Annotated in this window: 23 protein-coding genes and 6 pseudogenes; 21 read left to right on the top strand and 8 right to left on the bottom strand. The window is 37.6% G+C overall.

Annotated features, from left to right (window positions below; translation table 11 throughout):
- Positions 1–276: 276 nt before the first annotated feature.
- Both LZ575_RS13305 and LZ575_RS13300 read right to left on the bottom strand, forming a co-directional pair.
- Positions 277–1,815: a ribonuclease E/G gene (locus tag LZ575_RS13305; RefSeq protein ID WP_235324998.1), complete on the bottom strand. Its 1,539-nt coding sequence runs from the start codon at positions 1,813–1,815 to the stop codon at positions 277–279.
- A 291-nt stretch (positions 1,816–2,106) separates the two neighbouring features.
- The gene (locus LZ575_RS13300; RefSeq protein WP_139066385.1) at positions 2,107–2,397 is read right to left on the bottom strand and encodes an HU family DNA-binding protein; all 291 of its coding nucleotides are present in this window, start codon (positions 2,395–2,397) and stop codon (positions 2,107–2,109) included.
- 143 nt (positions 2,398–2,540) lie between these two features.
- Here LZ575_RS13300 and mutY point away from each other — a divergent pair.
- From mutY to LZ575_RS13275, 5 genes and pseudogenes are all read left to right on the top strand, one after another.
- Positions 2,541–3,591 (top strand): annotated as a pseudogene (gene mutY, locus LZ575_RS13295) (A/G-specific adenine glycosylase).
- 96 nt (positions 3,592–3,687) lie between these two features.
- Positions 3,688–4,149 (top strand): single-stranded DNA-binding protein, encoded by a 462-nt coding sequence (locus LZ575_RS13290; RefSeq protein ID WP_235324997.1) that lies wholly within the window; start codon positions 3,688–3,690, stop codon positions 4,147–4,149.
- 21 nt (positions 4,150–4,170) lie between these two features.
- Positions 4,171–5,537, top strand: a pseudogene (locus LZ575_RS13285) (gliding motility-associated protein GldE).
- 4 nt (positions 5,538–5,541) lie between these two features.
- A complete protein-coding gene (gene gldD, locus LZ575_RS13280; protein WP_311195785.1) occupies positions 5,542–6,060 on the top strand; it encodes a gliding motility lipoprotein GldD in 519 nt (172 codons plus the stop codon).
- 101 nt (positions 6,061–6,161) lie between these two features.
- Entirely contained in the window at positions 6,162–7,070 is a 909-nt protein-coding gene (locus tag LZ575_RS13275) for a DMT family transporter (protein WP_235324996.1), read from the top strand.
- 52 nt (positions 7,071–7,122) lie between these two features.
- On the opposite strand, the gene LZ575_RS23765 is transcribed toward LZ575_RS13275, so the two are convergent.
- The 3 genes from LZ575_RS23765 to LZ575_RS13265 are packed head-to-tail and all read right to left on the bottom strand — an operon-like array spanning position 7,123 to position 10,532.
- Positions 7,123–7,872, bottom strand: a complete 750-nt coding sequence (locus LZ575_RS23765; RefSeq protein ID WP_311195784.1) for a hypothetical protein — start codon at positions 7,870–7,872, stop codon at positions 7,123–7,125.
- The gene (locus LZ575_RS23760; protein WP_311195783.1) at positions 7,862–9,193 is read right to left on the bottom strand and encodes a pitrilysin family protein; all 1,332 of its coding nucleotides are present in this window, start codon (positions 9,191–9,193) and stop codon (positions 7,862–7,864) included. Before LZ575_RS23760 ends, LZ575_RS23765 begins: the two co-directional genes overlap by 11 nt.
- Before the next feature lie 16 nt (positions 9,194–9,209).
- Positions 9,210–10,532, bottom strand: coding sequence for a pitrilysin family protein (locus LZ575_RS13265; RefSeq protein WP_235324995.1), 1,323 nt, complete (start codon positions 10,530–10,532; stop codon positions 9,210–9,212).
- Between the two features lie 172 nt (positions 10,533–10,704).
- On the opposite strand from LZ575_RS13265, the gene LZ575_RS13260 reads away from it, so the two are divergent.
- The 4 genes and pseudogenes from LZ575_RS13260 to LZ575_RS13245 all read left to right on the top strand — a co-directional run bounded on the left by LZ575_RS13260 (position 10,705) and on the right by LZ575_RS13245 (position 12,497).
- A complete protein-coding gene (locus LZ575_RS13260) occupies positions 10,705–11,166 on the top strand; it encodes a DUF4199 family protein (protein ID WP_311195782.1) in 462 nt (153 codons plus the stop codon).
- 108 nt (positions 11,167–11,274) lie between these two features.
- A pseudogene (gene rplU, locus LZ575_RS13255) lies at positions 11,275–11,789 on the top strand (50S ribosomal protein L21).
- A gap of 25 nt (positions 11,790–11,814) precedes the next feature.
- Positions 11,815–12,075 (top strand): 50S ribosomal protein L27, encoded by a 261-nt coding sequence (rpmA, locus tag LZ575_RS13250; RefSeq protein WP_235324994.1) that lies wholly within the window; start codon positions 11,815–11,817, stop codon positions 12,073–12,075.
- 83 nt (positions 12,076–12,158) lie between these two features.
- Complete coding sequence (locus tag LZ575_RS13245) at positions 12,159–12,497, top strand: DUF2007 domain-containing protein (RefSeq protein ID WP_235324993.1); 339 nt, start codon at positions 12,159–12,161, stop codon at positions 12,495–12,497.
- A gap of 180 nt (positions 12,498–12,677) precedes the next feature.
- On the opposite strand, the pseudogene ahcY reads toward LZ575_RS13245, so the two are convergent.
- A pseudogene (gene ahcY / locus LZ575_RS13240) lies at positions 12,678–13,993 on the bottom strand (adenosylhomocysteinase).
- Between the two features lie 60 nt (positions 13,994–14,053).
- On the opposite strand from ahcY, the gene LZ575_RS13235 reads away from it, so the two are divergent.
- The 11 genes and pseudogenes from LZ575_RS13235 to LZ575_RS13195 all read left to right on the top strand — a co-directional run bounded on the left by LZ575_RS13235 (position 14,054) and on the right by LZ575_RS13195 (position 20,912).
- Complete coding sequence (locus LZ575_RS13235; protein ID WP_235324992.1) at positions 14,054–14,707, top strand: 4'-phosphopantetheinyl transferase superfamily protein; 654 nt, start codon at positions 14,054–14,056, stop codon at positions 14,705–14,707.
- Positions 14,708–14,750: 43 nt separating this feature from the next.
- Positions 14,751–15,086: a geranylgeranylglyceryl/heptaprenylglyceryl phosphate synthase gene (locus LZ575_RS23755; RefSeq protein ID WP_311196112.1), complete on the top strand. Its 336-nt coding sequence runs from the start codon at positions 14,751–14,753 to the stop codon at positions 15,084–15,086.
- Between the two features lie 35 nt (positions 15,087–15,121).
- Positions 15,122–15,439 carry a geranylgeranylglyceryl/heptaprenylglyceryl phosphate synthase gene (locus LZ575_RS23750; protein ID WP_311195781.1) on the top strand — a complete coding sequence of 106 codons (318 nt, stop codon included), beginning with the start codon at positions 15,122–15,124 and terminating at the stop codon, positions 15,437–15,439.
- Positions 15,440–15,472: 33 nt separating this feature from the next.
- Positions 15,473–15,733 (top strand): thiamine-binding protein, encoded by a 261-nt coding sequence (locus tag LZ575_RS13225; protein WP_235324991.1) that lies wholly within the window; start codon positions 15,473–15,475, stop codon positions 15,731–15,733.
- Positions 15,717–16,349, top strand: a complete 633-nt coding sequence (pnuC, locus tag LZ575_RS13220) for a nicotinamide riboside transporter PnuC (protein WP_235324990.1) — start codon at positions 15,717–15,719, stop codon at positions 16,347–16,349. Before LZ575_RS13225 ends, pnuC begins: the two co-directional genes overlap by 17 nt.
- Positions 16,310–16,879 (top strand): AAA family ATPase, encoded by a 570-nt coding sequence (locus LZ575_RS13215; RefSeq protein ID WP_235324989.1) that lies wholly within the window; start codon positions 16,310–16,312, stop codon positions 16,877–16,879. The genes pnuC and LZ575_RS13215 overlap by 40 nt, the downstream gene beginning before the upstream one ends.
- Complete coding sequence (locus LZ575_RS23745) at positions 16,876–17,133, top strand: DUF4301 family protein (protein ID WP_311195780.1); 258 nt, start codon at positions 16,876–16,878, stop codon at positions 17,131–17,133. Before LZ575_RS13215 ends, LZ575_RS23745 begins: the two co-directional genes overlap by 4 nt.
- Positions 17,096–18,379 carry a DUF4301 family protein gene (locus LZ575_RS13210; protein WP_311195779.1) on the top strand — a complete coding sequence of 428 codons (1,284 nt, stop codon included), beginning with the start codon at positions 17,096–17,098 and terminating at the stop codon, positions 18,377–18,379. Before LZ575_RS23745 ends, LZ575_RS13210 begins: the two co-directional genes overlap by 38 nt.
- Before the next feature lie 51 nt (positions 18,380–18,430).
- On the top strand, positions 18,431–18,835 hold the full coding sequence (gene arfB, locus LZ575_RS13205; protein WP_235324988.1) for an alternative ribosome rescue aminoacyl-tRNA hydrolase ArfB: 405 nt from the start codon (positions 18,431–18,433) through the stop codon (positions 18,833–18,835).
- Between the two features lie 236 nt (positions 18,836–19,071).
- A complete protein-coding gene (locus LZ575_RS13200) occupies positions 19,072–19,248 on the top strand; it encodes a hypothetical protein (protein ID WP_235324987.1) in 177 nt (58 codons plus the stop codon).
- A 301-nt stretch (positions 19,249–19,549) separates the two neighbouring features.
- Positions 19,550–20,912: pseudogene (locus tag LZ575_RS13195) on the top strand (sigma-54-dependent transcriptional regulator).
- On the opposite strand, the gene LZ575_RS13190 reads toward LZ575_RS13195, so the two are convergent.
- Positions 20,902–21,831 (bottom strand): response regulator, encoded by a 930-nt coding sequence (locus LZ575_RS13190; RefSeq protein ID WP_235324986.1) that lies wholly within the window; start codon positions 21,829–21,831, stop codon positions 20,902–20,904. The pseudogene LZ575_RS13195 and the gene LZ575_RS13190 overlap by 11 nt on opposite strands.
- 66 nt (positions 21,832–21,897) lie before the next feature.
- Positions 21,898–23,325: a histidine kinase dimerization/phospho-acceptor domain-containing protein gene (locus LZ575_RS13185; protein ID WP_235324985.1), complete on the bottom strand. Its 1,428-nt coding sequence runs from the start codon at positions 23,323–23,325 to the stop codon at positions 21,898–21,900.
- Between the two features lie 354 nt (positions 23,326–23,679).
- Here LZ575_RS13185 and LZ575_RS13180 point away from each other — a divergent pair.
- Positions 23,680–25,868, top strand: a pseudogene (locus LZ575_RS13180) (TonB-dependent receptor).
- Positions 25,869–25,904: the final 36 nt, after the last annotated feature.

Here is a 25,904-nt window from a genome sequence, read left to right as displayed (position 1 = left end):
TCCAGGATTTTTTCAGGCAGATCGGTTTCATAAAAACAACTCCACTTTCTTTTCAATTACTATACCGGGACGTGAGAGTTATCCAACTTACACATTTCAATTATTCCATCCATTACATTGTAAGGGAGCAAAAAGTGATGATCTTGAGGATATTAAATCAGAGACAGGATTTCTAAACAAAAGATATTCACTACCACTTGCAGTCTAAATCTAAATATAGTGAAACAAAAAAAACGCCTCCCAAATTAATGAAAGGCGTTTCAAGATATTTAATATTTATTCTATGACTTCCCCGTTCTTATCGTGGAAGTGATATTCGAGGTACGTGTAAGCATCTCTTGGTAAAATTTTAACCCACTTCTTATGGTCAAAAAACCATTGCGAGCGGGGTGATGGAAAGCCTCTGGTTAAAAAGGCTGCAATAAATGGATGCGCACTAAGGGTTATCTTCTTATGATCTTTTTTGATAAGCCTTTCCAGGTCGGTTTTTATTTTATCAATGACAATAATAGGTGCTTCAATTTCACCTGTACCGTTAGGATTTTCTTCCCTTGTCTTGATATTAGTTTCCGGCCTTACGCGTTGTCTTGTGATTTGTATCAAACCAAATTTACTCGGAGGTAAAATTTTGTGCTTTGCACGGTCATCGCTCATTTCGTTTCTAAGGTGATCGTAGAGGGCCTTTCGGTTTTCAGCTTTGTTCATATCAATGAAGTCTATAACAATGATACCTCCCATATCGCGGAGTCGCAGCTGGCGGGCAATTTCGGTTGCGCTAATCAGGTTTACCTCTAATGCGGTATCCTCCTGATTTTTTGCTTTGTTGGACCTGTTGCCACTATTCACGTCTATAACGTGCATGGCCTCTGTATGCTCTATAATGAGATAGGCACCCTTACTCATGGAAACGGTGCGGCCAAATGAAGTTTTTATTTGTCTTTCGATACCAAATTTTTCAAAAACGGGAACGTTTGATTGATACAATTTTACTATTGATTCTTTATTCGGGGCAATCTCTGCCACGAAATCTTTAATTTGATCATAAAGCGTTTCGTCATCTACCCATATTGAGGTGAAGGAATCATTAAAGATGTCTCTCAATATTGAAGAAGCTCTGTTTAATTCTCCCAAGACTTTGGAAGGGTGAGGCGCTTTATAAAGTTTTTTGCTCATTGCTGTCCAGCGACCCAGTAAATTCTGGAGATCTCTGTCCAACTCTGCTACTTTTTTGCCTTCGGCTACGGTACGTACTATAATTCCAAATCCTTTTGGTTTTATACTTTTCACCAATCTTTTCAGGCGGTCTTTCTCTTCTTTGCTTTCTATCTTTTGTGAGACAGAGACGCGGTTAGAAAATGGGACCAGCACAATATAACGGCCGGGAAGGGAAAGCTCGGAGCTTATCCTGGGGCCTTTGGTGGAGATGGGTTCTTTCATCACCTGTACCAGTAGCGACTGATTTGATTTTAAGACGTCAACAATGCTGCCGTCTTTATCAATATCTTTTTCAAAAGTAAAATTCTGTAAAGAATAATCTTTTAATTTACCTGTGCTTACACGTTTTATGAACTTCAACAATGAAGAGACTTGCGGACCAAGATCGTGATAGTGTAAAAAACCATCTTTAGTATAGCCCACATTAACAAATGCGGCATTTAGTCCCGGAACAGCTTTTCTAACTTTGGCCAGAAATATATCTCCAACCGCAAAATTACTGTCGTCTTCTTCTTTGTTTAATTCAACAAGTTTTCCATCTTTTAATAAGGCAAAATCTACAGCAGAGGAACCAGTTCTAATAATTAACTCTTTGTCCACTCTATTAGATTTTTATCCGCCTACGGCGGATGGATTAAACAATATTTTAATCACAGGGTTTTTAAGCCTGAAGAAACCTCGGCTTTTGTTTATAAACCAGGTTTCGATTTCAAAGAACGTCTTGTACTAAAAAAAGTAGTGAGAGCACTACTTTTTCTTATGGCGGTTAGCTCTGCTTCGCTTTTTTCTTTTGTGAGTAGCTACCTTATGTCTTTTTCTTTTTTTACCACTTGGCATAGTGTCAGTTTTTAATTAGTAATTCTATTTTGTTCCTCTTATAAATAAGAGTTATTATTTTACTTCAACGTTAGTTTTAACACCATCCACAAATACCCTGGCAGGCTTAAACGCCGGAATGTTATGAGCCGGAATTTTAATTGTTGTGTTTTTTGAAATGTTTCTTCCGGTTTTTTCTGCTCTTGTTTTTATAACAAAGCTTCCAAATCCTCTTAAATAAACATTATCTCCACTTTCAAGTGAAGTTTTTACCTCTTCCATAAAGGTCTCAACAGTAGCCTGAACATCTCCTTTTTCCATTCCTAATTTTTCAGAAATTTTCGCTACGATATCTGCTTTCGTCATTTTCGTACTATTTTTAATATTATAATTGGGGTTCCTAATTTTCAAGGGGGCAAATATAAGAATTAAATCTCCAATATTTCAATCCTAAATCATTAAATAGTAACCAAATAAAGATTTATACTTGCAGCCAAACTTCTTATTTAATGTCTTTTGATAAAACTCTCATTTACTGGTATTTAAGAAATAAGAGGGATCTACCCTGGAGGGAAACAAAGGATCCTTATTCCATCTGGTTAAGTGAAGTTATCCTACAACAAACCCGGGTTGATCAGGGAATGCCTTATTATTTTCGCTTTCTCGAGGAGTTTCCAGATGTTTTTCATTTAGCTGAAGCCCCACTTGAAAAGGTTCTTAAAACCTGGCAGGGTTTAGGTTATTACTCCCGGGCAAGAAACCTGCACGAAACCGCAAATTTTGTGGCTAAAGACTTAAATGGTATTTTTCCAAACACCTATAAAGACTTAAAGAAGCTAAAAGGCATAGGGGAATATACTGCCAGTGCAATAGCTTCTACCTGTTATGAAGAGCTTAGTGGCAGTGGTAGACGGCAATGTTTACAGGTCGCTTTCCCGGTATTTTGGGATAGATACACCTATTAATAGTACTGCAGGAGCAAAGGAATTTAAAGAACTGGCTAATGAATTGCTTAATCCTGCCACACCGGGCTTATTTAATCAGGCCATGATTGAATTTGGAGCTACACAATGTAAGCCTCAACTTCCGCTTTGCGATACCTGTCCACTTTCCCATAGTTGTATGGCTTTAAAAGAGGGAAAAATCAAAGAACTTCCTGTAAAGCTGAAGAAGGGAAAGATAAGGAACAGGTTTTTCAATTATCTTGTTTTTCTTTCCGAAGAAAATAAAACCGTGTTGGAAAAGCGAATAGGAAAAGGAATATGGCAGGGTCTCTACCAATTCCCGCTGGTGGAAACTGATGATTTAGTGACGGCCGAAGAATTAATAAAAAATGAAAAGTATATTCTGCTGGCCGGAAAGGAAGAACATGAAATCTCACTTTATAATAATACCCCCGTCGTACATAAATTATCACATCAACAAATTCTTACCAGGTTTTGGCTTTTGGAACAGCCTAAGTTTTTACAGAAAGCTATTCCTGTAGAAAGTTTAAAAGAATATCCCGTTCCCGTTTTAATAGCCAATTTCCTGAATGAATTTGATTTTCACCAGTATTAAGTTTTCCTGTTTACCAGCGGGCAATGTGAATAATTTTAGTTATTTTTAAATAAATATGAGCAGATTGCTGTAATTTAGCAGATTAATTTTTTGAATATGACTGGAACACTTAATAAGGTAATGCTAATAGGCCATACAGGCGATGATGTAAAAATGCATTATTTTGAAGGTGGAGGTTCTATTGGAAGATTTCCTTTGGCGACGAACGAGGTGTACACAAACAAGTCATCTGGCCAGAGAGTAGAAAATACTGAATGGCATAATATTGTTGTAAGAAATAAAGCTGCTGAAATCTGCGAAAAATATTTAAAAAAAGGTGATAAGGTATATGTTGAAGGAAGGCTGAAGTCGCGTAAATGGACAGATGACAAAGGAATTGAAAGATATTCAGTTGAAATACAGTGTACAGACTTTACGTTTTTAACTCCTAAAGATTCCTCTTCAGGAGGAGGTGGTGGCCAAAATACGCAACAGTCAAGGCCATCTAACAGTGCAAAAAATGATACTTTTGCCAATCAACCGTTGGGCAACGATGATGAAGATGATTTGCCCTTCTAAGTTTAACTAAAATTAAAGCTATTGGATCCGGATCCTCCCAGTTTAATTTCCCTCTTTTTCTTTATTGATATCTCACAGATCTTCAGCGTAGTTATGTTGTTAGTTTTGCTGGTATGCTCTGCCCTTATCTCAGGCGCTGAAGTTGCTTTTTTTTCCCTAACACTTAGCAAATTTTATAACTGAAAACGGCAAAAGGAGTAACGCGCAAAAGATCGTTGTAAAGCTACTTGAGAAGCCAAAAAAATTACTTGCCACCATCCTCGTGGCTAACAATACAATTAACATTGCCATTGTTTTGCTTTTCGACCTGCTTACAGATGAATTCTTTGGCAGGATGAATACTGTATTATTTGGGATCAACTTTAAATTTGTTGTGGAAGTGGGGGTGATAACCTTCTTAATTTTATTGTTCGGTGAAATCTTACCTAAAGTGTACGCCAGCAGGAACAACGTAAAATTCTCGAATTTTATGGCTTATCCTATGAACGTTCTGGACACGCTTTTTTCTCCTCTAAGTACACCTATGAGGGCAGTAACGTTATATATTCATGAAAGGCTGGGTAAACAAAAGAGTTATATAAGCATAGACCAGCTATCCCAGGCTCTTGAGCTTACAAGGGAAGAGGACACTACTAAGGAAGAACAAAAGATCTTAAAAGGTATTGTTTCCTTTGGAAATACCGATACCAAACAGGTCATGCGTCCCCGAATGGATATCTTTGCACTGGACGAAAGTGACAGTTTTGAAGAGATAATTCCTGAAATTATAGAAAATGGATATTCCCGTATACTGAGTATATAAGGAAAGTATAGACCAGGTAGTGGGCATTTTATATGTGAAGGATTTGTTGCCTTACCTGGATAAGAAAAGATTTGACTGGACCAGCTTAGTGCGTGATCCTTATTTTATTCCTGAAAATAAAAAACTTGATGACCTGCTTAATGAGTTTAAAACCAAAAAAATTCATCTTGCCATTGTAGTTGACGAGTATGGCGGTACCAGCGGATTAATTGCTCTTGAAGATATTATTGAGGAAATAGTAGGAGATATTAGTGATGAGTTTGATGATGAAGATTTGATATTTTCAAAACTTGATGACAGTAATTTTGTTTTTGAAGGAAAAACACCGCTCAAAGATTTTTATAAGATCATAAAGCTAGAAGACCCTTTGGTCTTTGAAGAAAAACGGGGAGAATCTGAAACTCTGGCCGGATTTTTACTTGAAATTTCGGGAGGCTTTCCTAAAAAGAACGAGCTAATATCTTTTTTTAATTATCACTTTACAGTAGAAGTAATAGATGACAAAAGGCTTAAACAAATAAAGTTGAGTATTGAGCCTGTAGCTTCGGCCGCTATACAGGAAAATGGCGAAGACCGGAAAAAATAAACTTATGAAAAGATTCTTAATCCTGTTTTTTCTAAGCAGCGTATTAATCTCCTGCAAAGAAGAAAATTTGCCTAAGCCAAAGGCTTTTCTTGCACTTAATTATCCCGAAGCTGTTTATTCAGAATATAAGCCTGATTGTTCTTACAGCTTTGAAATAAATAATCTTTCCCGGGTGGCGCCTGCCCGGAATAATGTTTCCTGTTGGTTAAATATTAATTATCCTCTACTGGATGCTACCGTTTTTATTACCTATCAACAGGTTAATAACAACATTGATTCTCTCTTAATGGACGCACAAAAATTGCCTCTGCAGCACACTATTAAAGCCGATTTTATTGAAGGAGATGTTTATACGAATGAGCAGAATAAAACCTACGGAATGTTTTATGAAGTAGACGGCGATGCTGCCTCACAAGCTCAATTTTATGTGACAGATAGTGTAAAGCACTTCATCACCGGATCTTTGTACTTCAATGAAAAACCTAATTTTGATTCCATAATGCTTAGCTGCATCTTATCTTAAAGAAGATATGAAGCATTTGATGGAAACACTGCGCTGGCAGGAATAAAATTATTCCTGAATTTCCCATAGATTATCTCATTTTTGCGGACTAAAGTTCTGCTATGCCAATCAAAAACCTGAAGTGGATTTACCTTATTCTCCTTTCCCTGGTTTGGGGAAGTTCTTTTATCCTCATTAAGAAAGGGCTGGTGGGTCTTACGCCACTGCAACTGGGTTCTTTCAGAATAATTTTTGCTTCAATATTTTTAATTGTAGTAGGTTTTAAAAGTATTTTGCGGATTAGAAAAGAACAATGGAAGTGGATTATAATCACAGGGTTCAATGGTTCATTTTTTCCCGCATATCTTTTTGCTTTTGCTGAAACCGAAGTAGACAGCGCAGTAGCATCAATTTTAAATGCCACAACTCCTTTGATGACATTGATCTTTGGAGTCCTCTTCTTCAGAATGTTATTCACTCAAAACAAGATAATTGGTGTGGCTGTAGGGCTCTTGGGTGCCTTAGGTCTAATCATTAGTGGTGCACAGATAAATCCCGATCAAAATTATTTTTATTCAGGACTGGTTGTAGTGGCGGCAGCTTGTTACGCAATTAACGTGAATATTATCAAAAGATATATGCAGGATATTTCTGCTTTGGGAATAGCAGCGGGCAATTTCCTGGTATTACTGTTACCTGCAGTTGTAGTTTTACTCTTTACAGGATTTAATTTTGAAGCAATAACTGCAGATCCTGTAACGGGATTATCTGTAACTTACGTTGCCATTTTAGGAGTCATTGGTACCGGGATAGCGCTTATTATTTTTAATAAACTTATTCAGATCTCAGATCCTGTTTTCTCATCTTCGGTTACCTATACAATTCCTGTTGTGGGTCTTATTTGGGGAATCCTGGACGGGGAAGTTTTCAGTATTTTTCAGCTCCTTTCTACCTTTGTGATTCTCCTGGGAGTATTTTTAGTAAATCGGTCGAGAAATTTATCTTCAGGAAAGAAAAAAACTTCAGCTTAAAACAAAAAAAACTTGCCACTTCGGCTCAGTCTCTTCTATACTCTTTTTATAATTACTCTATGAAATCTTCAGCACTCACTCCTTCGTTAATCTGAATAGAAGTAACATTAAATTCAAAAGATTGTGGTCCAAAAGACTGTGTAATGGTGTAAGGGAATTTTACTCCTTTTACTGCCTGATAATTGCTAAAATTCGTGGGAACAGTCATTGTTTGTCCTCCCTGGCTAACAGTTTTCACTGCCTGCACCTTTAAACCTGTCTCTACATCATAGTAGACAACAGTATTTTCATCAAAAGCTACAGCATAAGCATCTTTCCCATTCACCTGCTCAATTCCTCTTAATTTTGCATTAGGAGAATTAAGTTCAGGAAAAGGGTTTGATTCTGCTTTTGCAGCATTCAATTGCTCATCATTATAAGGCATCTTTTGACCCTGGGCTACTACAAACCCGCTTTCGCCATTATAGATGTTTTTGCTTATGATGTTGCCACCCATTGCAATGATCTGCGAAGATTTTCCATCTTTGGTGTTCCTGGTTTCAAGGCTTAGTTGTTGCCCCTGTATAGAAGCTTCTGCTTTCATTAGCACACTTTCTACGTCTTCAACAGCTTCTTTGCCACCTATTGCTTTAATATAATTTTTGAAAATAGATTCAGTAGTGACAGAAGGATCTACTGCTTTATTGAAGTCCGGTCTGCTTACTTCATTTCCCTGCTTATCGAAATATTTTACGGGGATATTTTTCCCGTTGTAAGTAAGGTTCTCTAAAGGTCCAGCAACCTCACTTCCTTTACTTAGCAATTACTATCCTTGCCTGGTCTACCATAAAATACTTTTTAGCTACTCTTTGGATATCTTCTGCAGTAACTGCATTAATATTTTTTAAATAGTTTTGATAAAAATCTTTAGGAAGATCTTCTGTTTCAACAGTAAGCGCGTATCTGGCAATTGTGCTGGGCTGTTCAAGAGCCATAACAAAATTACCCACATACTTGGCTTTGGCATTTTCCAGTTCCTCCTTAGAAACTTTCTCATTCCTTATACGGTGAATTTCATCAAGAAAAGCAACTACAGCACTATCAGTCACTGCATTTCTAACACTTGCACTAGCAACAAATGTTGAAACATATTCATCGTTACCTGTGCTTGAATAAGCGCCGTAAGTATATCCTTTGTCTTCTCTGAGGTTAAGGAATAGTCTTCCTTCACCGCCACCACCAAGAATTTGATTGGCCATAAGGGCAGGGAAATAATCCTTATCCTTTTTCGTAAGTTTAAGAGTGTTCACTACAGCTACTTCACTTTGAACTGCATTTGGCATATCTAGAAAATTAACCTGGGTAGTCTGTACATTTTTAGGCTCAGGAAGTGTAAAAGAAGGAATTTCACTTTTGTTCCAGTTACTAAAATATTTTTTTGCAAGAGCTTTTACCTCCTTTAGATTAGTATCCCCAACTACAACCAAATAAGCATTTTTTGGAGAGAAATAAGTGTTATAGTATGATTTTACATCATTAAGCGTAACACTTTCTACACTTTCCTGGGTAGTCATTTCTCCATAAGGATGGTTTTTACCGTAAGCCAGGGCGGTTCGTAATCTGCTGGCATTGGCGGCTACATTCTTTTCATTAGATTTTAAACTTTCCAGGGTGCGCTCTTTTGCTTTAGTAAATTCTTCCTCTGTAAAATTAGGTTGAAGGGTACCCTCAGCCACCAATTCTAAAACTCTTGGGAAATATTTAGATAGCGTATTTGCTGCAGCACCACCAGAGAAGAAATTCACATTGGCTCCTAAGTAATCTATTTCTTCGTTGAATTTATCCTTATCTGTTTTTTTAGACCCTGTGCCTAATAAACTACCCATTAAAGATGCCACACCTTTCTTTGTGCCTTCAGGAGATGGAGGATTGTCTAAAGTAAGAGTAAGACTCACTCTGGGTAACTTGTGGTTTTCAACTAAAAGTACTTTTAACCCATTGTCAAGGGTGAAAGTTTGTGGTGATCCAAGATTAACTTCCGGAGCTGGTCCCGGTTGGGGTTGCTTGCTGCGATCAATTTGAGCCTGAATTCCGAAGGAGATCAGAAATAAAATTGCGAATGTTTTTATATTATTTTTCATCATGATTTTTTAATTTTTGCTATTCTGTATCTGCAGTTTTGGGTAAATACTTCAGGACCAATCTTTGATTTGGCTGAAGGTATTCCTTTGCTACTCTTTGAATATCTTCTCTTGTGATTGAACGGTAAATATCGATCTCATTATTAATGAGGTTGGTATCTCCATATAACATGTGGTAGGTAGCCAGTGAGCTTGCAATTCCTTCTACACTGCTGTTGGAATTTACAAATTGGTTTTCAAAGTTATTCTGAAGCTTTTGGTATTCTCTTTCAGAAATTAACTCGTTTTGTAATTTTTTAATTTCCTCATCTGTTTCTTCTACTAAAGTGTCAAGTGGAGTGTCTCCCATTGGAATAGCAAATACAACATACGCCCCATAATCTTCCTGGCTAAGATTGATCGCCTGCACCTGTAATGCCTGTTTCTGGTCATCTACAAGTTTTTTGTACAAACGGGAAGATTTACCATCAGATAATAAAGAGGAAATCATGTTCAAAACATAAGAATCTTTCTCCTTCATAGAGGGAGTGCGATAAGCAGTAACTATAGCGGGTAACTGAATATTTGGATCCTCATAAGTGGCATTAATCTGCTCGGTAATTGGCTCCTCCTTTACATTAACTCTTTCTACAGGTTCTCCTTTTGGAATAGGACCAAAATAGTCTTTGATCATCTTTTTTGTCTTCTCAATATCTATATCTCCCGCAACTACCAGGGTAGCATTGTTAGGGACATAATATTTTTCATTGAAGGCGCGGAATTCTTCTAAAGTTGCTGCATCAAGGTGTTCCATAGATCCTATTGGAGACCAGCGATATGGATGTTTTTCAAACAAATTCTTTTTTACTTCAGACAGGATTTGTCCATAAGGTGCGTTGTCTACTCTAAGTCGTTTTTCTTCTTTTACTACCTCGTTTTGAGTGTCAACCCCCTGTTGATCTATTACGGGATGTAACATTCTTTCTGATTCCATCCACAATGCAAGTTCAAGATTGTTGGAGGGGAAGTTTTCATAATAATAAGTTCTGTCATCAGATGTTGTAGCATTATTGCTTCCACCATTGGATGATACGAGTTTGAACCAGCTTCCTTTCTCTATATTTTCTGTGCCTTCAAAAAGGAGGTGCTCAAAAAAGTGAGCAAAACTAGTACGTTCCGGATCTTCATTCTTTGCTCCCACGTGATACATTACAGATGTGGTTACTACTGGTGCTGTTTTATCCTGATGTAAAATGACGTGCAGGCCATTATCAAGATCATATTCAGTAAATTCAACTTCTTGCGCAATTCCTGTAAAGGACAGGAAGAGTGCACAGGCTGACAAATTAAATTTATTAATCATTATTATTTGTTTTTGTTAATGTACAGGATTAGTAGGCTATTTGATTGAATTGTTACAGAAAAAAACATACTGTTCGGGAGATACCAAAAAGATGCCAAAAGCTAATATTAACAGCAAATTAAGTGAATAACAATACTTTTTTTCGAGATTTGTAAGTGAAAAGCAAAAAATAATGAAGTTATCTATACCAATAAAATACGGTTTATTTATTTCGGCAGGGCTTATTGCCTATTTTTTAATTCTTTCACTCTTTGGAGCTCACACCAATCCCTTCTTTAGTTTATTTAATCCTGTAATAGTTGGTTTGGGGATGTTTGCAGCAATTATGGCTTTTAAAAAACATAAAGGAGGAAAATTTAAATATCAAAAAGGATTTATGACTGGCCTGGTTCGTAGTTTTATATCAACTATAGTATTTACTGCTTTTTTTGCTTTCTATGCTACTGAGCTGGAGCCTGATTTCCTTGACAGACTTTTGGAAATGTGGGACAGTGACTGGTATATCAATATAGGTATGGTTATTTTTACTGTAGCATTAATGGGGTTTGCTACTACAGTTGTGCTTACTTTAGCATTTATGCAAATCTTTAAAGATTCCTGGAATACTAAAGAGGGCAGGGAACATGCTTATTAAATTACATTAAACAGTTTGTCAATTAATTAATTAGAATTATATTTGCACCCGCCTTCAAAAAATTGAAAGGTGGGTTTTTCTTTAAAATAATTAATTAATAAATACGCTATGTACGCAATTGTAGAGATAGCAGGGCAGCAATTTAAGGTTGCAAAAGACCAAAAAGTATTTGTACATCGCTTAGCGGGAGAAGAAGGGGATAGCGTTTCCTTTGATAATGTTCTTCTTACTTATGATGGTGACAATATAACTTTAGGCGCCCCAGCTATAGACGGAGCTTCGGTAGATGCAACCATCACCAGGCACGTAAAAGGAGACAAAGTTATTGTCTTCAAAAAGAAGAGAAGAAAAGGTTACCGTAAGAAAAATGGTCATCGTCAATCTTTAACAGAGATTTCAATTACGGTATTTCTTTACCAGGTTCTAAAAAATCTTCTTCTGCTAAAAAAGAAGAGACAACCTCTGCTAAAAAAGAAGCTTCGTCTTCTTCAAAAGATGAAGCCAGTAATTCTAATGATTTAAACGACAAAACTGTTGTTGAATTAAAAGAAATGGCAAAAGAAAGAGGAATTGAAGGTTACTCTTCAATGTTGAAAGCAGATTTAATTGCTGCTTTAAGTTAATTGTTAATAGTAAAAACGAAATAAAATGGCTCACAAAAAAGGAGTTGGTAGTTCCAAGAACGGTAGAGAATCTGAATCGAAACGCCTGGGTGTTAAGATTTTTGGAGGACAGGCTGCTATTGCAGGGAATATCATCGTTAGACAAAGAGGAACTGCGCACAAACCAGGAGAGAATGTGTATGCAGGAAAGGACCATACTTTACATGCCAAAATTGATGGCCTTGTAAAATTTACTAAAAAGAAAGACAATAAATCCTACGTTTCTATCGAACCGTTTGAAGCATAAGTCTTTTCTTTATAAGCTTTTAAAAACCCTTTCTGGAAACAGAAAGGGTTTTTTTGTATCTTACATAAAGTGAAATCTTGTAAATGGAATTCGTAACAATTTATAGCACCCCGGACGCTTCAGAAATATCTATAATTAAAAACCTTTTTGAGGAAAAAGGGGTCGATTATAAAATTCTGGATGAGGTTACTTCAGGCGTAATTGCCGGGGCAGGAGTTACAGGAGTACGCTTGCAGGTAAGGGAAGAGGATAGGGAAAAAGCAAAAGAGATCCTTATCGAGAGCGGATTTTTAGGGCATAGAAAAAGTACTTCTTCATCCCGACGGAAACCCACAGTGAATAAGTGGATATTAGTCTTTCTTGCTGCACTTGTCTTAGTAATAGTAGCAATACTTATAACCTGGTTTATGAACGTTAGCTAAAAAAAGAAAGTAAATTTTCCTCAAATTCACACTCTTGTGTGATAACTAAAAATAAAAAAGCTCCTCATTATTTAATTTGTAAAGAGGAACTTCCTATTTTTGTCTAACGTCTAACGTCTAACGTCTAACGTCTAACGTCTAACGTCTAACGTCTAACGTCTAACGTCTAACGTCTAACGTCTAATATCTGTAGTATTCAGGTTTAAAAGGTCCTTCAACAGTAACTCCTATATATTCGGCTTGTTCTTCGGAAAGTTCTGTTAGCTCAACACCAATTTTTTCAAGGTGAAGTTTTGCAACTTTCTCATCTAAATGCTTTGGGAGCATATATACTTCGTTCTGGTATTGATCTGAATTTTTCCAAAGTTCAATTTGAGCCAAAGTTTGGTTTGTAAAGGAATTACTCATCACAAAGCTCGGGTGCCCGGTGGCACAACCAAGATTGACAAGTCTTCCTTCAGCAAGAAGAATAATATCTTTTCCGTTAATAGTATATTTATCAACCTGTGGTTTAATAGTATTCTTTGTGTCCCCGAAGTTTTTATTTAACCAGGCAACATCTATTTCATTGTCAAAATGGCCAATATTACAAACGATAGTCTTGTCTTTCATAGCTTCGAAATGCTCTCCGCGAACTATGTCTTTGTTTCCTGTAGTAGTAATAACTATATCGGCTTTAGGCAGAACAGTTTCAAGTTTTTTAACTTCAAAACCGTCCATTGCAGCCTGTAAGGCACAAATAGGATCAATTTCAGTAACCGTAACAATTGGTAAGCTCCTTTAAAGGACTGTGCAGTTCCTTTTCCCACATCCCCGTAGCCACAAACCACCACTCTTTTTCCGGCAAGCATAATATCTGTAGCACGTCTAACCGCATCTACAGCACTTTCACGGCAACCATACTTATTGTCAAACTTAGACTTGGTTACGGAGTCATTTACATTAATTGCAGGCATAGGAAGAGTTCCTTTTTTCATTCTTTCGTAAAGACGGTGAACACCTGTGGTAGTTTCTTCTGACAGTCCTCTTATTCCTTCTGCAAGTTCAGGATATTTGTCCAGGACCATATTGGTAAGATCTCCCCCATCATCCAGGATCATATTTAGAGGCTTTCTGTCTTCACCAAAAAATAGAGTTTGTTCAATACACCAGTTGAATTCTTCTTCAGTCATTCCTTTCCACGCATAAACCGGGATTCCTGCTGCTGCTATAGCCGCTGCTGCCTGATCTTGAGTGGAAAAAATATTACAGGAACTCCACGTAACTTCAGCACCCAGAGACACTAAAGTTTCAATTAATACAGCTGTTTGAATGGTCATATGAAGACAGCCTGCAATACGTGCGCCTTTTAAAGGTTGCTCATTTCTAAATTCCTCCCTTAAAGACATAAGTCCTGGCATTTCTGCTTCTGCAAGTTCTATTTCTTTTCTTCCCCACTCTGCCAGGGAAATATCTTTAACTTTATGGGCTGTATAAGGCACTGTTTTAGTCGACATATTGTTATATTTGATTTATAGCTTTAAGTCGCAAAAGTAAACATTATCTAACTAAATTTTATGCCCCTTTACAAAAGAATAACAGTTGATAAAGATACTAAAGTCTTCATTTGGAAGGTTGAAGAATCCTTTGACTGGCTTTCCCGCGGGATCGAATTGACCGATAATTGTAGTCGCCGGGTTGAGGGTATGAAATCTGAAATTCACCGCCGGGGTTTTATGAGCATTCGGCACCTTCTTGCAGAAGCAGGGTATGAAGATAAGGATTTGTACTATGACGATTTAGGAAAACCACATCTTCACGATGGCAAGAACATTTCCATTACTCATTCCTTTAATTTTACAGGAATAATCCTGAGTGATAAAAAAGTAGGGATAGATATTGAGATGCAGCGGGACAAGATCCTTAGAATAGCGAATAAATTTACTCCATTAAAAGAATACCATACCCTGGCAAATGAAGATGCTCTCATTCGTAAACTCACAATAGTGTGGGGAGCCAAAGAGGCTATTTATAAAATGTATGCTGAACCGGGACTGGGATTCCTGCAACATATTAATATTACCGATTTTGAGTTTGAAGCAGGAACAACAACCGGAACTATTTATTTTAATGGGAGTACCTCCCGGTATTATATTGAATTTTTGGAATTTGAAGGCTTTACCTGTGTGTATTCTCTGCCTATAGAAGAAGCTCCGGTAAAAAATCTATAATGGCAAAAATTTTTGAAGATCTTAATAGAGCTGCAGCTGCTGTATTAAATCTCTTGCAGTCCTTATTGACCCGGAGAAGTTTCATGAAGCTGAAGCAGAATCTTTTCTGAAAAAATTACCTGGGGGAATTACTCATATTTTTATAGGAGGAAGTACGGCTGAAGCGGGCAAAACTCAATCCACTGTTCGTAGTGTTAGAGCAGTAACAAACTTACCTATCGTTCTCTTTCCGGGCGATCACACCCAAATTTCAGAAGAAGCAGATGCGCTGCTGTTTTTGAGTCTCATTTCAGGGAGAAATCCGGAGTATCTCATTGAACAACAGGTAAAATCTGTCTCCCAGCTAAGATTTTCTAAATTAGAAATTATTCCCACCTAAGTTATATTCTCATTGATGGAGGCAGGGAATGTGCAGTGCAAAGGGTTAGTGACACTAAACCGCTTCCTCAGGATAATATAGAAGCTATTGTAAATACAGCACTCGCAGGTCAATTTTCCGGAAAAAAACTCGTGTACCTCGAAGCAGGTAGCGGAGCAGATAAACCAGTTTCCGAAGAAATTATTTCCGAAGTAAAAGCTGCCCTCAAAATTCCTGTTATTGTGGGTGGGGGAATTCGCACCCGGGAACAACTTTGCAGATCATTTGAGGCAGGGGCAGACGTAGTAGTTGTGGGAACAGCATTTGAAACAGGAAATTTTAAGATGGTACATTCAGTAAAGACGATTCATTAGGTAAATTGTACCTTTAAGCGTAAATAGATTATTATGAAAATATCAGTAGAACTTACATTGACTCCCCTTCAGGATAATTATGAGCCTGCAATTATTGATTTTATAAAAAAACTGAGAGCTTCAGGTTTGACAGTTAAAGAAAACGCTTTAAGCACTCAGGTTTTTGGGGATTACGATGAGGTAATGGCTCTTCTGAATAAAGAGATAAAAACTGCTTTTGAAGCCATTGAACGGGGATTGATGTATGTAAAGATCGTAAAATCTGATCGCAGCGACTATGCAGCCGATTTTTGATTTTTTCTTTCAGCAGTATAATGATTACCCACCGCTGTTCATTTTTCTTGAAATTGTAGCAGTAATTTTTGGATTTCTCTCAGTCTGGTTTTCAAAGCAGGAAAACATTTTAGTCTATCCCACGGGAATAGTGAGCACGGTAATATTTGTTTACCTGTTGTGGCAATGGCAATTGCTTGGAGATATGATGATCAATATTTACTATTCCAGCATGAGTATCTATGGCTGGTACATATGGACCAGAAAGGTGGATGCTGTTCATTTTACTCCTGTAACAAGTACCAGCAGGAAAGAACATCTTTGGAGTGTAGTTATATTTGTGGGCACGTGGCTTTTCACTTATGGCATCTACGAATATTTTGAGAAGTGGAATGACTGGACTGCATATGTGGATACTATAACTACCGCAATTTTCTTTGTGGGAATGTGGTTAATGGCAAGGAAGAAGCTTGAGAATTGGATCTACTGGATTATAGGTGATATTATTTCTGTCCCATTATACTTTCACAAAGGCCTTACCTTTACCAGTTTTCAATATCTTTTATTTACTATTATAGCGATCTACGGTTACAAATCATGGAAGAAAAGCTTGCACAACAACCCTCTGACTGTTTGAAGGTAGTCCTCTTTGGGCCCGAATCTACAGGTAAAACCACACTTGCCGTGAAACTGGCAGAGCATTTTAGAACAGCTGTGGTAGAGGAGTATATGCGGGAGTATCTTCAGCTAAAATGGGATAATTTTAAAAAGGTTTGTGAACCTCGAGATCTTATTCCTATTGCAGCAGGTCAAATGCGCAGGGAGAACGAACTGTCCAAAACTGCAGGTAAGCTTCTGTTATGTGATACAGATCTTCTGGAGCTAAAGGTTTATTCAGAGGCTTATTACCACGGTTATTGCAACCCTTTGCTTCTTAAACATGCGTTAAACAATTGGTATGATCTTTACTTTTTAACTAATATTGATACACCCTGGGTGCCCGATGATCTTCGGGACAAACCTCATGACAGGGAAGGCATGTTCAAAAAGTTTAAAAGCACCCTACAGCTTTATAAAAGACCTTACATCATTTTAAGTGGTAATAAGGAAGAACGTTTTGAAAAAGCCGTCTTAGCAATTGACGAACTTTTAAAACAACGAAATTGAAATTAACACAGGAAGATTTACAACAGATAAATAAAAGAGGACTAAGTGAAGATAAGATTCATGAACAGTTAGATATCTTTAAACGTGGTAATATTCCTGTTGATATTGAGGCTGCAGCTACTGTAGGTAATGGCATTCGTCAATACTCTGAAGAAGAGAAAGAAAGCCTTGCCAAATTTTATGAGTCCCGAAAGAACGATCTGGATATAATAAAATTTGTACTTAGCATCTGGAGCAGCTACACGTATGTTTAAAGCTTTGCATCTTTTCCTGGACAAATTTGATCCTCAAAAGGAGGATCTTGAAAATTATCTTTCTCAAAGTGAGAATTCGAATCTTAAAGCATTTTTTAATAATATTGAAAAACTGCCTTTTTACGAGAGTGCTTTAAACTATGCAAAGGAAATTGAACCCGAATTTGATTCTCTGAGTGAAGATGCTAGAAAATATCTCCTGGTAAAAACAATGCTCTTTTCACCAGGACTTGATCTTAGTAACTATCCCAAAGGTCTTGTTCCCTTTCATAACTATAAAGATTATGTAGCAACTGCTTTTGAGGAGCATTTATACGAGGCAGCAGAATATGCTGAGGTTAATGGAGTGGCGAAATTACATTTCACAGTTTCTCCCGACCACCAGGAAAAATTTGAAGCAGAATTTGAAAAGATTAGGTCGGAAGTTGAGAAAAAAACTCAAATCACATTCGATATTACTTATTCTCATCAGGATCCCAAAACCGATACCATTGCTGCTAATGATAAAAATGAACCTTTTAGAACAGAAGATGACCAGTTGTTCTTCCGGCCGGGAGGTCACGGTGCACTAATTGAAAATCTTAATAAACAGGATGCTGATGTTGCTTTTATCAAGAATATAGATAATGTAGTAGTGGCTTTACGTGCAAAAGAGGTTGCAAAATATAAAAAGATGTTGGCCGGGAAATTGTTGCAGTTGCAGGAAGAATGTTTTCTTCATTTAAATGCTCTGGAAAACGAAGAGATCACGGATGAGGAAATTGCTGAAATAGAAAAATTCATCAGGGAAGAGTTGTTTACAGCTTTTGCAAAGGATTTTAATTCAGCTTCGAGAGAGGAGAGAATAAATCGAATTAGGGAAAGACTTAATCGTCCCCTGAGAGTTTGTGGAATGGTTAAAAATGAAGGTGAACCTGGAGGAGGACCCTTTCTTGTAAATATGCAAAATGGTACTAAATCTCTTCAAATAATTGAGGGTGCACAAATAGATGAGAAAAATCCACAGCAGAAGGAGATAGCTCAAAAAGCTACTCATTTTAATCCCGTAGATCTCGTTTGTGGTCTACGCGATAATACTGGTGATACTTTTGATCTTACCAATTATGTAGATCCTTCTACGAGTTTTGTGGCAAACAAAACTAAAGATGGAAAGCCTCTTAAAGCCCTTGAACTCCCCGGTCTTTGGAACGGAGCTATGGCACAATGGAATACGGTATTTGTTGAAGTGCTTAGTAGAGACTTTTAATCCTGTAAAAACTGTAGCCGATTTACTTAAACCTTCCCATCAGGTAGATTAATGCCGGATCTTGATGCTTTAGTTTCAGAAGCTACCTGGAAAGCAGTGAGAAGTTCTGGCCCTGGAGGGCAGCACGTCAATAAAACAGCTTCTAAAGTTGTCGTCCAATTTGATGTTCCTAATTCTTCAGCATTAAATGATGAAGAAAAGCAGCTTATTCTTCAAAAGCTCTCTTCGAGGCTTACATTAGAAGGGATCCTAATTCTTGAAGGAAGTTCTACACGCAGCCAACACAAGAATAAAGAACTTACCCTGGAACGATTGAAGGAAATTATTCTTAATAGCCTCAAGAAGCAAAAGCCCCGAAAAAAGACGAAACCTTCTAAGGCCTCTAAGCTAAAACGGCTAAGAGCGAAAAAAATTCAGGGCGAGAAAAAGCAAAACCGACAAAATCCTCTGCAATAGTTTGTTTTAAAGTTTTTTTTGAAAGGAAAATTTGGGGAAACCCTCCACAGCTTTTTCTAATATTTTGTCTTCTTCTACATAAGATTTTGTTAATACGGATTTTGTACAACTCCGTAAACCCCTGATTTAAGGAGGTTTTTGGCTATGAAAAGACTTTCCGGCTGATTTGGTACAATTGTTCCCCTATACTTCATAACCAAATATGAAAACAACAAAAACAACAAAAATTTAAAACTATGAAAAAATTATTTCTAACATTCGCAGCAATTGGATTGTTCTTTACAACCACACAAGCACAGGAAACCGAAACTTCATCTGAAGTTTATACTGAAGCACAATCTGAAGTAGGTATTACTCAGGAAGCGAATGATGATTTTCAAAAGATTGAACTCACCGAGTTACCGCTGCTGTAACAGATGCAATAACTCGTGATTTTGCTGATGCAGGAACTCAGGAAGCCTGGGTTAAAGAAAAAGAAGGTAAAAAAGTTTACAAGATCAAATTGAGTGTAAGCGGAGAAGAGAAAAAAGTTTATGCCGATGCTGAAGGAAACTGGATCGATATGAAAGAAAAGAAGGAGAAAAAAGACGCGATTAAACAGTCATAGGACCCTGCTCTTAGGAAATAAAAAAGCTGCCTTGTAAAGGGCAGCTTTTTTTGTTAATTAAAGGTTCATTCTTTGTAAATTTGTCTTCTTAATTTTATTTGCAATTTATGGTGTCAATACTTATAATCGAAGATGATGTGGCGTTTGCTACCATGCTTAAAACTTTTTTCGAAAAAAGAGATTATAATGTAGACAGTGCCTTTTCGGCGAGTGAAGGTTTAAGAAAACTGGGTTCCCGTAGTTTTGATATTGTTTTGACTGATGTTAGGCTGCCCGACCAGGACGGGCTGGAGATCTTATTTGAGGTCAAAGAGAAATATCCCCAATCTCAGATCATAGTTATGACTAATTACGCCGAAATTAATATGGCTGTACAGGCTATGAAAAATGGGGCTTTTGATTATGTTTCAAAACCATTTCAACCAGAAGCTATATTACAAACAATTCAAAATGCTTTGAGCCAGCGTTCGGCATCAGGTGGAGAAAGCGCTGAAAGGCAGAATGCTCCTTCTGAAAGAAAACCAGCTCCAAAGAAGGTGCAAACTTCAGAATTTGTAAAAGGGGTAAGCGATCCGGCTAGAAAATTATTAGACTACATTGAACTTGTGGCTCCTACAAATATGTCGGTTTTAATTATTGGTGAAAGCGGAACAGGAAAAGAACAGGTTGCAAAAAGTATTCACGATAAGAGTAAGAGGAGAGGGGCTCCTTTTATAGCGGTTGATTGTGGTGCCATACCAAAAGAAATAGCCTCCAGTGAATTTTTTGGACATTTGAAGGGATCATTTACCGGGGCTATCCAGGATAAGACAGGGCATTTTGAAGCCGCTAATGGTGGTACTCTTTTTCTTGATGAAATAGGGAATTTGGGTTATGATCTACAGGTGCAGTTATTACGTGCTTTACAGGAACGAAAAATTAAACCTGTGGGCAGCAATAATGAAATTAAAGTAGACATTAGGGTAGTCACTGCTACCAATGAGGATCTTAGTCAGGCTGTAAGAGAAGGAAATTTTAGGGAAGATCTTTATCATCTTCTAAACGAGTTCTCTATAGAGGTACCTAGCCTTACGGGAGAGGAGAGAAGATCTTATGCTTTTTGCTGAACATTTTTTAGATGAAGCAAATGAGGAGCTGGAAAAAGATGTTTTAGGGTTTAGTGACGAAGCTATTGAAGCTTTTAAAAATTATAATTGGCCGGGGAATCTACGGGAACTAAAGAATATGGTTAAAAGGGCGGTTCTGCTTACACAGGATTCTATTATACCTTTACGGGTTTTACCACACGAAATTGCCCATACCCCCACAATGGAGGAGAATTATGGACTATTTAAAAATAAGAACGAGGAAACTCTAATTTTGGATGCCCTGGAAAAATCAAACGGCAATAAAAGTAAGGCTGCGAGACTTTTATCTATTGATCGCAAAACCCTCTACAATAAACTAAAGCAATATAATATCAAGCTTTAACTTCTGTTTCCAGCTGAAGCAGGAACTGCTCAATTTCAGCAAGTAAATTTTTCATTTTACCATTTTCAAATTCGGCTGTTTGTTTTTCTTCCAGTTGCTGGAGTTTAGGAACTATTTCTTTTACTTTAAGTTGTTTGAACATAGGAAGCATCCTGTGTGCAATATTTCCGGTTCTATCCCAGTTTCCTTCTTCAGCAGCAAGATCCATTTCTTTTAAATTAAGCCTGGTGCTTTCTATAAAAGCGGTTAAAATTGTGTCCAGGGCAACCTGGTCGTCACCTGCAAAAAGGGAAATTTCTTCCAGGGAGTAGTGACTGAGTTCGGTGGTATATCTTCGGCTGTAATTTTGTTTACTTTCCAGTTCTATTTTAAGAATTTCACTAATCCTGTAAAGGAGGTCTGATGGTTTGTAAGGCTTAAGAATATTTCCGGAAAACCCTGCTTCGTTGTACTTCTCAGCAGGAACATTTGTTCGCCCCGAGATTGCAATGACAGGAATATGAGCTATTTTAGGATTCTTTCTTATTGCTTCCACCAATCCAAAACCATCCATTATGGGCATCTGTATATCAGTAAGGATAAGGTGATATTGATTCTGGTTGAGTTTGGTTAAAGCTTCTTTTCCATTTGGAGCAGTGTCACATTGAAGCCCAATTGATTTTATAAGCTCTTTACTTAGCGCGAGCTGGGAAGATTCATCATCCACCAAAAGCACTTTCTTGCCTTTTAGATCAACCCTAGGTATAGGAAGTGATGCAGGTTCTTCAGTAGTGCTTTTTACTTTTCTCACAGGAATCTTCACTATAAATTCGCTGCCTTCTCCAGGTTCACTCTTTAGTTCTACAGTACCTTGTAGGAGCTGGGTAAGCCTCTTAGTGATAGCAAGCCCTAAACCTAGTTCCCCCGTACTTCTTTTCAATCTCACCATGTTCCTGTGAAAACTCTTCAAAAATATCTTTCTGTTTTAATTTCGATATTCCAATGCTTAGGTATCTTTTATGGAAAAAATAAGAATGCAACTGTCTTCAATTTTTTTATTTAAAGAGATAGAAGCTGTTATCTCACCCTCTTCAGTAAACTTATATGCATTGTTGATGAGGTTGGACAGGATTTGTTTGATCCTGAAAGGATCACTTAGAACCTGGCAATCGGCTTCAGGAGAAGCTTCAATTTTAAGTTTTAAACCTTTACTGTCATTTTCAGGAATGGTATTATAAAAGGTATCGGTCAATAATTTTTTAGGATTAAACGGAAGATTTTCCACCAGCATTTTTCCGGCTTCCAGTTTAGAAAGGTCCAGCAGGTCATTCACCAGGTGTAAAATATATTCAGTAGATTTTTTTACCTGCCCCAGGTAATGATCTTGTTTCTTAGTAAGGCCGGAATTTCCCATTAATTCAGTATAACCCATGACCGTATTGAGCGGGGAACGCAGGTCATGAGTAATAGTTGCAATAAACTGTTCCCTTCGCTGCATTAAAGCTTCAGTAAAAGATTTGGCTTCCTCCAACTGGACCCGGTACTGCTGGCTCCTGCTAATGTCACTTACTATGAGCACCAGGAATACCAGAATTATTAAAATACAGGCAGCCCCCACTACAAAAATTGTGGTAGAAATATCATTAAGTAGAACCTGCGAATTTTCTACCCGGGCCATTGAGGCTTCTCTTTCTTCCCGTTCAATAGCCCGCAAAAGATTACGCAATTGCTCGTTAAGGATCATATCATTAACAAGCAGTTCATTTTCCTTCTTATTAATAACTTCCCGAAATTGTTGGTTTTCCCGCTCCAGTTCGCTTAAAACCTGCTTAACAGATTGAATTAAGGAATCGGCCCGAACTGTAGAAATTTCTTCGGGATTGTCCTCTTGTCCAAACTCCAGGATTTGAATAAAAACACGTCGCTGGTGTGGCTCTAAATTTGAAAATCTACCTTCATAGCTGGGCTTTTGAAAGGAGGGGTCCACTTTTTGAAGTTCCCTTATTACCTCTTTATAGTAACTGGTGTTGCGGTCTCGTGTTCTTAATTCCAGTAACTCCTGCAGGTTTTCACTCTTTTTTCCCAGTAGAACCGAAATACTATCCAATTCTCCCGCCATTGCAGAACCTGTATAGGTTTGACGGAGAGAATCAATATTTTCTCCTATATCTGAAATTTGGAGGTTATATCTTGTAAGATCTGTTGAGTCCCCGGTTTGTATAAATCTTCGTCCTATACTTTCAGTTTCATAAAGTTCTGTAGCAATTTCTCCAACAAAAAGAAGTTGTTGATTACTAAGATTATTAGATTGAGTTACCCTGGTGAAATGAACAACCTGGTTATACGTAAACCAAACCGCTGTTGCAGCGAGGGCAGCGACCAGCAAATAACCTACTATTACTTTGAAGGTTATAGATCTTTTAGGATTTTTCATATTCTCACTCATCCAATTGGTCACTTCTGAAAGGTCAACGGGAATTTCAGCTAAAATTACGCCAATTCTTTTTAAATCATAAATGCTTGCGATATTTCAAAAAATCTATATTACATTTGCGCCACATCTCAAGGGGTGCGGAATCTTAAAAGAGGAAGCTGAGATTATACCCAAAGAACCTGGGCAGGTAATGCTGCCAAGGGAAAATGAAATCGAAAGGTTTCAGTTTCTGGATACGACTCCCTGTTTAAATCTCTCGAAAGATTTTTATAGGGTTTTTTTATGCAGATCTTTAATCCAATTAATAACCATAGAATAACTGCCCCTTTTATTCGTATAAATTAATTTTTACGGATGAAAACTTTATTCATATTACCTGCAATGCTATTTTTCTCGGCATTGGGATTTTCACAGGAAAGAGAAAAAGATACATTACCAGGTACTCCTGAAGTCCTGGAGGAAGTACTGGTAAGAGCAGTACGCGTAGACGCCGACTCCCCCGTTACACATTCCAATCTCACCGAAGAGGAACTTGAAAGAAGAAATCTAGGCCAGGACATTCCCTTTATGCTTAATTATTTACCTTCTGTAGTAAGTACTTCCGATGCTTAAGTGCGGGAGTGGGCTATACTTATATTCGGGTTAGAGGGAGCGACGCTTCCCGGGTCAACGTCACTCTTAACGGAATTCCTTTCAACGATTCTGAAAGCCAGGGCTCCTTTTGGGTAAACCTGCCGGATTTCACTTCGTCTGTTGAAAACTTGCAATTACAAAGAGGAGTGGGAACATCCACAAATGGTTCAGGAGCTTTTGGAGCCAGCCTTAATTTATTGACAGACGCTGTTTCTCCTGAAGCCTACGGAGAAATTTCAAATTCCTTCGGCTCGTTTAATACCAGAAGGCACAATGTCAAATTTGGTACCGGACTGCTTAACAACCATATTGAAATAGCCGGAAGACTTTCAGCAATAGCATCTGATGGTTACATTGACCGTGCGAGTTCCGATCTTAAATCTTATTACCTGCAGGGTTCATATGTTGATGATAACACCCTCATTAAGGCTATAAGCTTTGGTGGGCATGAACTAACATATCAGGCCTGGAATGGAATAGAAGATAAAGAGGTTCTTAAAAATGACCGCACCTTTAATTCAGCAGGAATGTATACCGATGAGGATGGAGTTACAAAATTCTATGACAATGAGGTAGATGACTATAAACAGGATCATTATCAACTTCACTGGAACCAGCGGTACAATAATAACTGGTCCACAAATCTTGGCCTCAATTATACCTACGGGAGGGGTTTCTTTGAACAGTATCGGGAAGATGATGATTTTGAAACATATGGTTTGGAGTAAGTAGAGATAGGAGGGGAGATAATAGATGAAACAGATCTAATTCGCCGCCGCTGGCTGGACAACGATTACTATGTGATCAATGCAAATGCCACGTATAAAAACAACCGGGTGGAGGTAAATTCCGGACTTTTCTTTAGTCAGTACAAAGGAGATCATTATGGGGAAGTGATATGGGCGAGGTACGCCTCTGCTTCCGAAATTAGGGACAGGTATTATTTTAGTGATGCTACAAAAAATGAATATACAGCATTTATGAAAGTTACCTACAAGTTCAATGATCCATGGCAGGTTTTTGGAGATCTTCAGGGAAGGTTTATTGACTATAGTACAGGCGGTATAACATCAGATATTGTTCCTATAGACGTAGATGCTAATTATAGTTTCTTTAATCCGAAGGCAGGAATAAGTTACCAGATGACTCCGGCACATCAGTTATTTGCTTACTACGGAAGGGCCAACAGAGAACCTACACGAAACGATTTTGAAGAAGGTATCACTACAGCAGAGAAACTAAACGACTTTGAATTTGGATACAGATATACTTCTGAAGGTTTTAAGCTGAATACTAATTTGTACTATATGGATTATAAAGACCAGTTGGTGCTATCGGGAGAATTGAATGATGTGGGAGCTCCACTAAGAACGACCAGCGGTAGCAGCTATAGAGTGGGATTAGAGATTGATGCTGATATTCGCCTGCTGAAGGAATTATCTTTAAGGCCAAATGTCGCTTTTAGCTCTAATAAAAACAGAGATTTTGTAGCCTCCATTGACGGTGAATTAAGAAATTTGGGAGAAACTCATATTTCTTTTTCTCCCGGGATTGTCGCTTCCAATATGTTTGTTTATCAGCCAACAGATAATTTCCAGATTAGTTTGCTCTCAAAGTATGTAGGGGAACAATATATGAGCAATATAGACAGTGAGGCTTCAATTTTAGAAAGCTTCTTTATCAATGACATAAATGTTTATTATGAATTAAAAGAAGTTCCTGTGTTTAGGTCCATTGTTTTTTCAGCATTGCTGAATAATATTTTTAACGAGAAGTACATCTCCAATGGATATTTTTACACTTATGAAGATAACTGGACAAATCCAGGAAGTATAACTACCATAGAGGGAGCCGGATATTACCCGCAGGCAGAATTTAATTTCCTGGCGGGGGTTACATTAAAATTTTAGAGAAACCCGGTTCTCCTTCTAAACAGGAGGACTGAG

Origin of the sequence: Antarcticibacterium sp. 1MA-6-2, assembly GCF_021535135.1 — a bacterium.
Classification (GTDB): domain Bacteria; phylum Bacteroidota; class Bacteroidia; order Flavobacteriales; family Flavobacteriaceae; genus Gillisia.
This window is presented reverse-complemented; position numbering and strand designations above follow the sequence as displayed.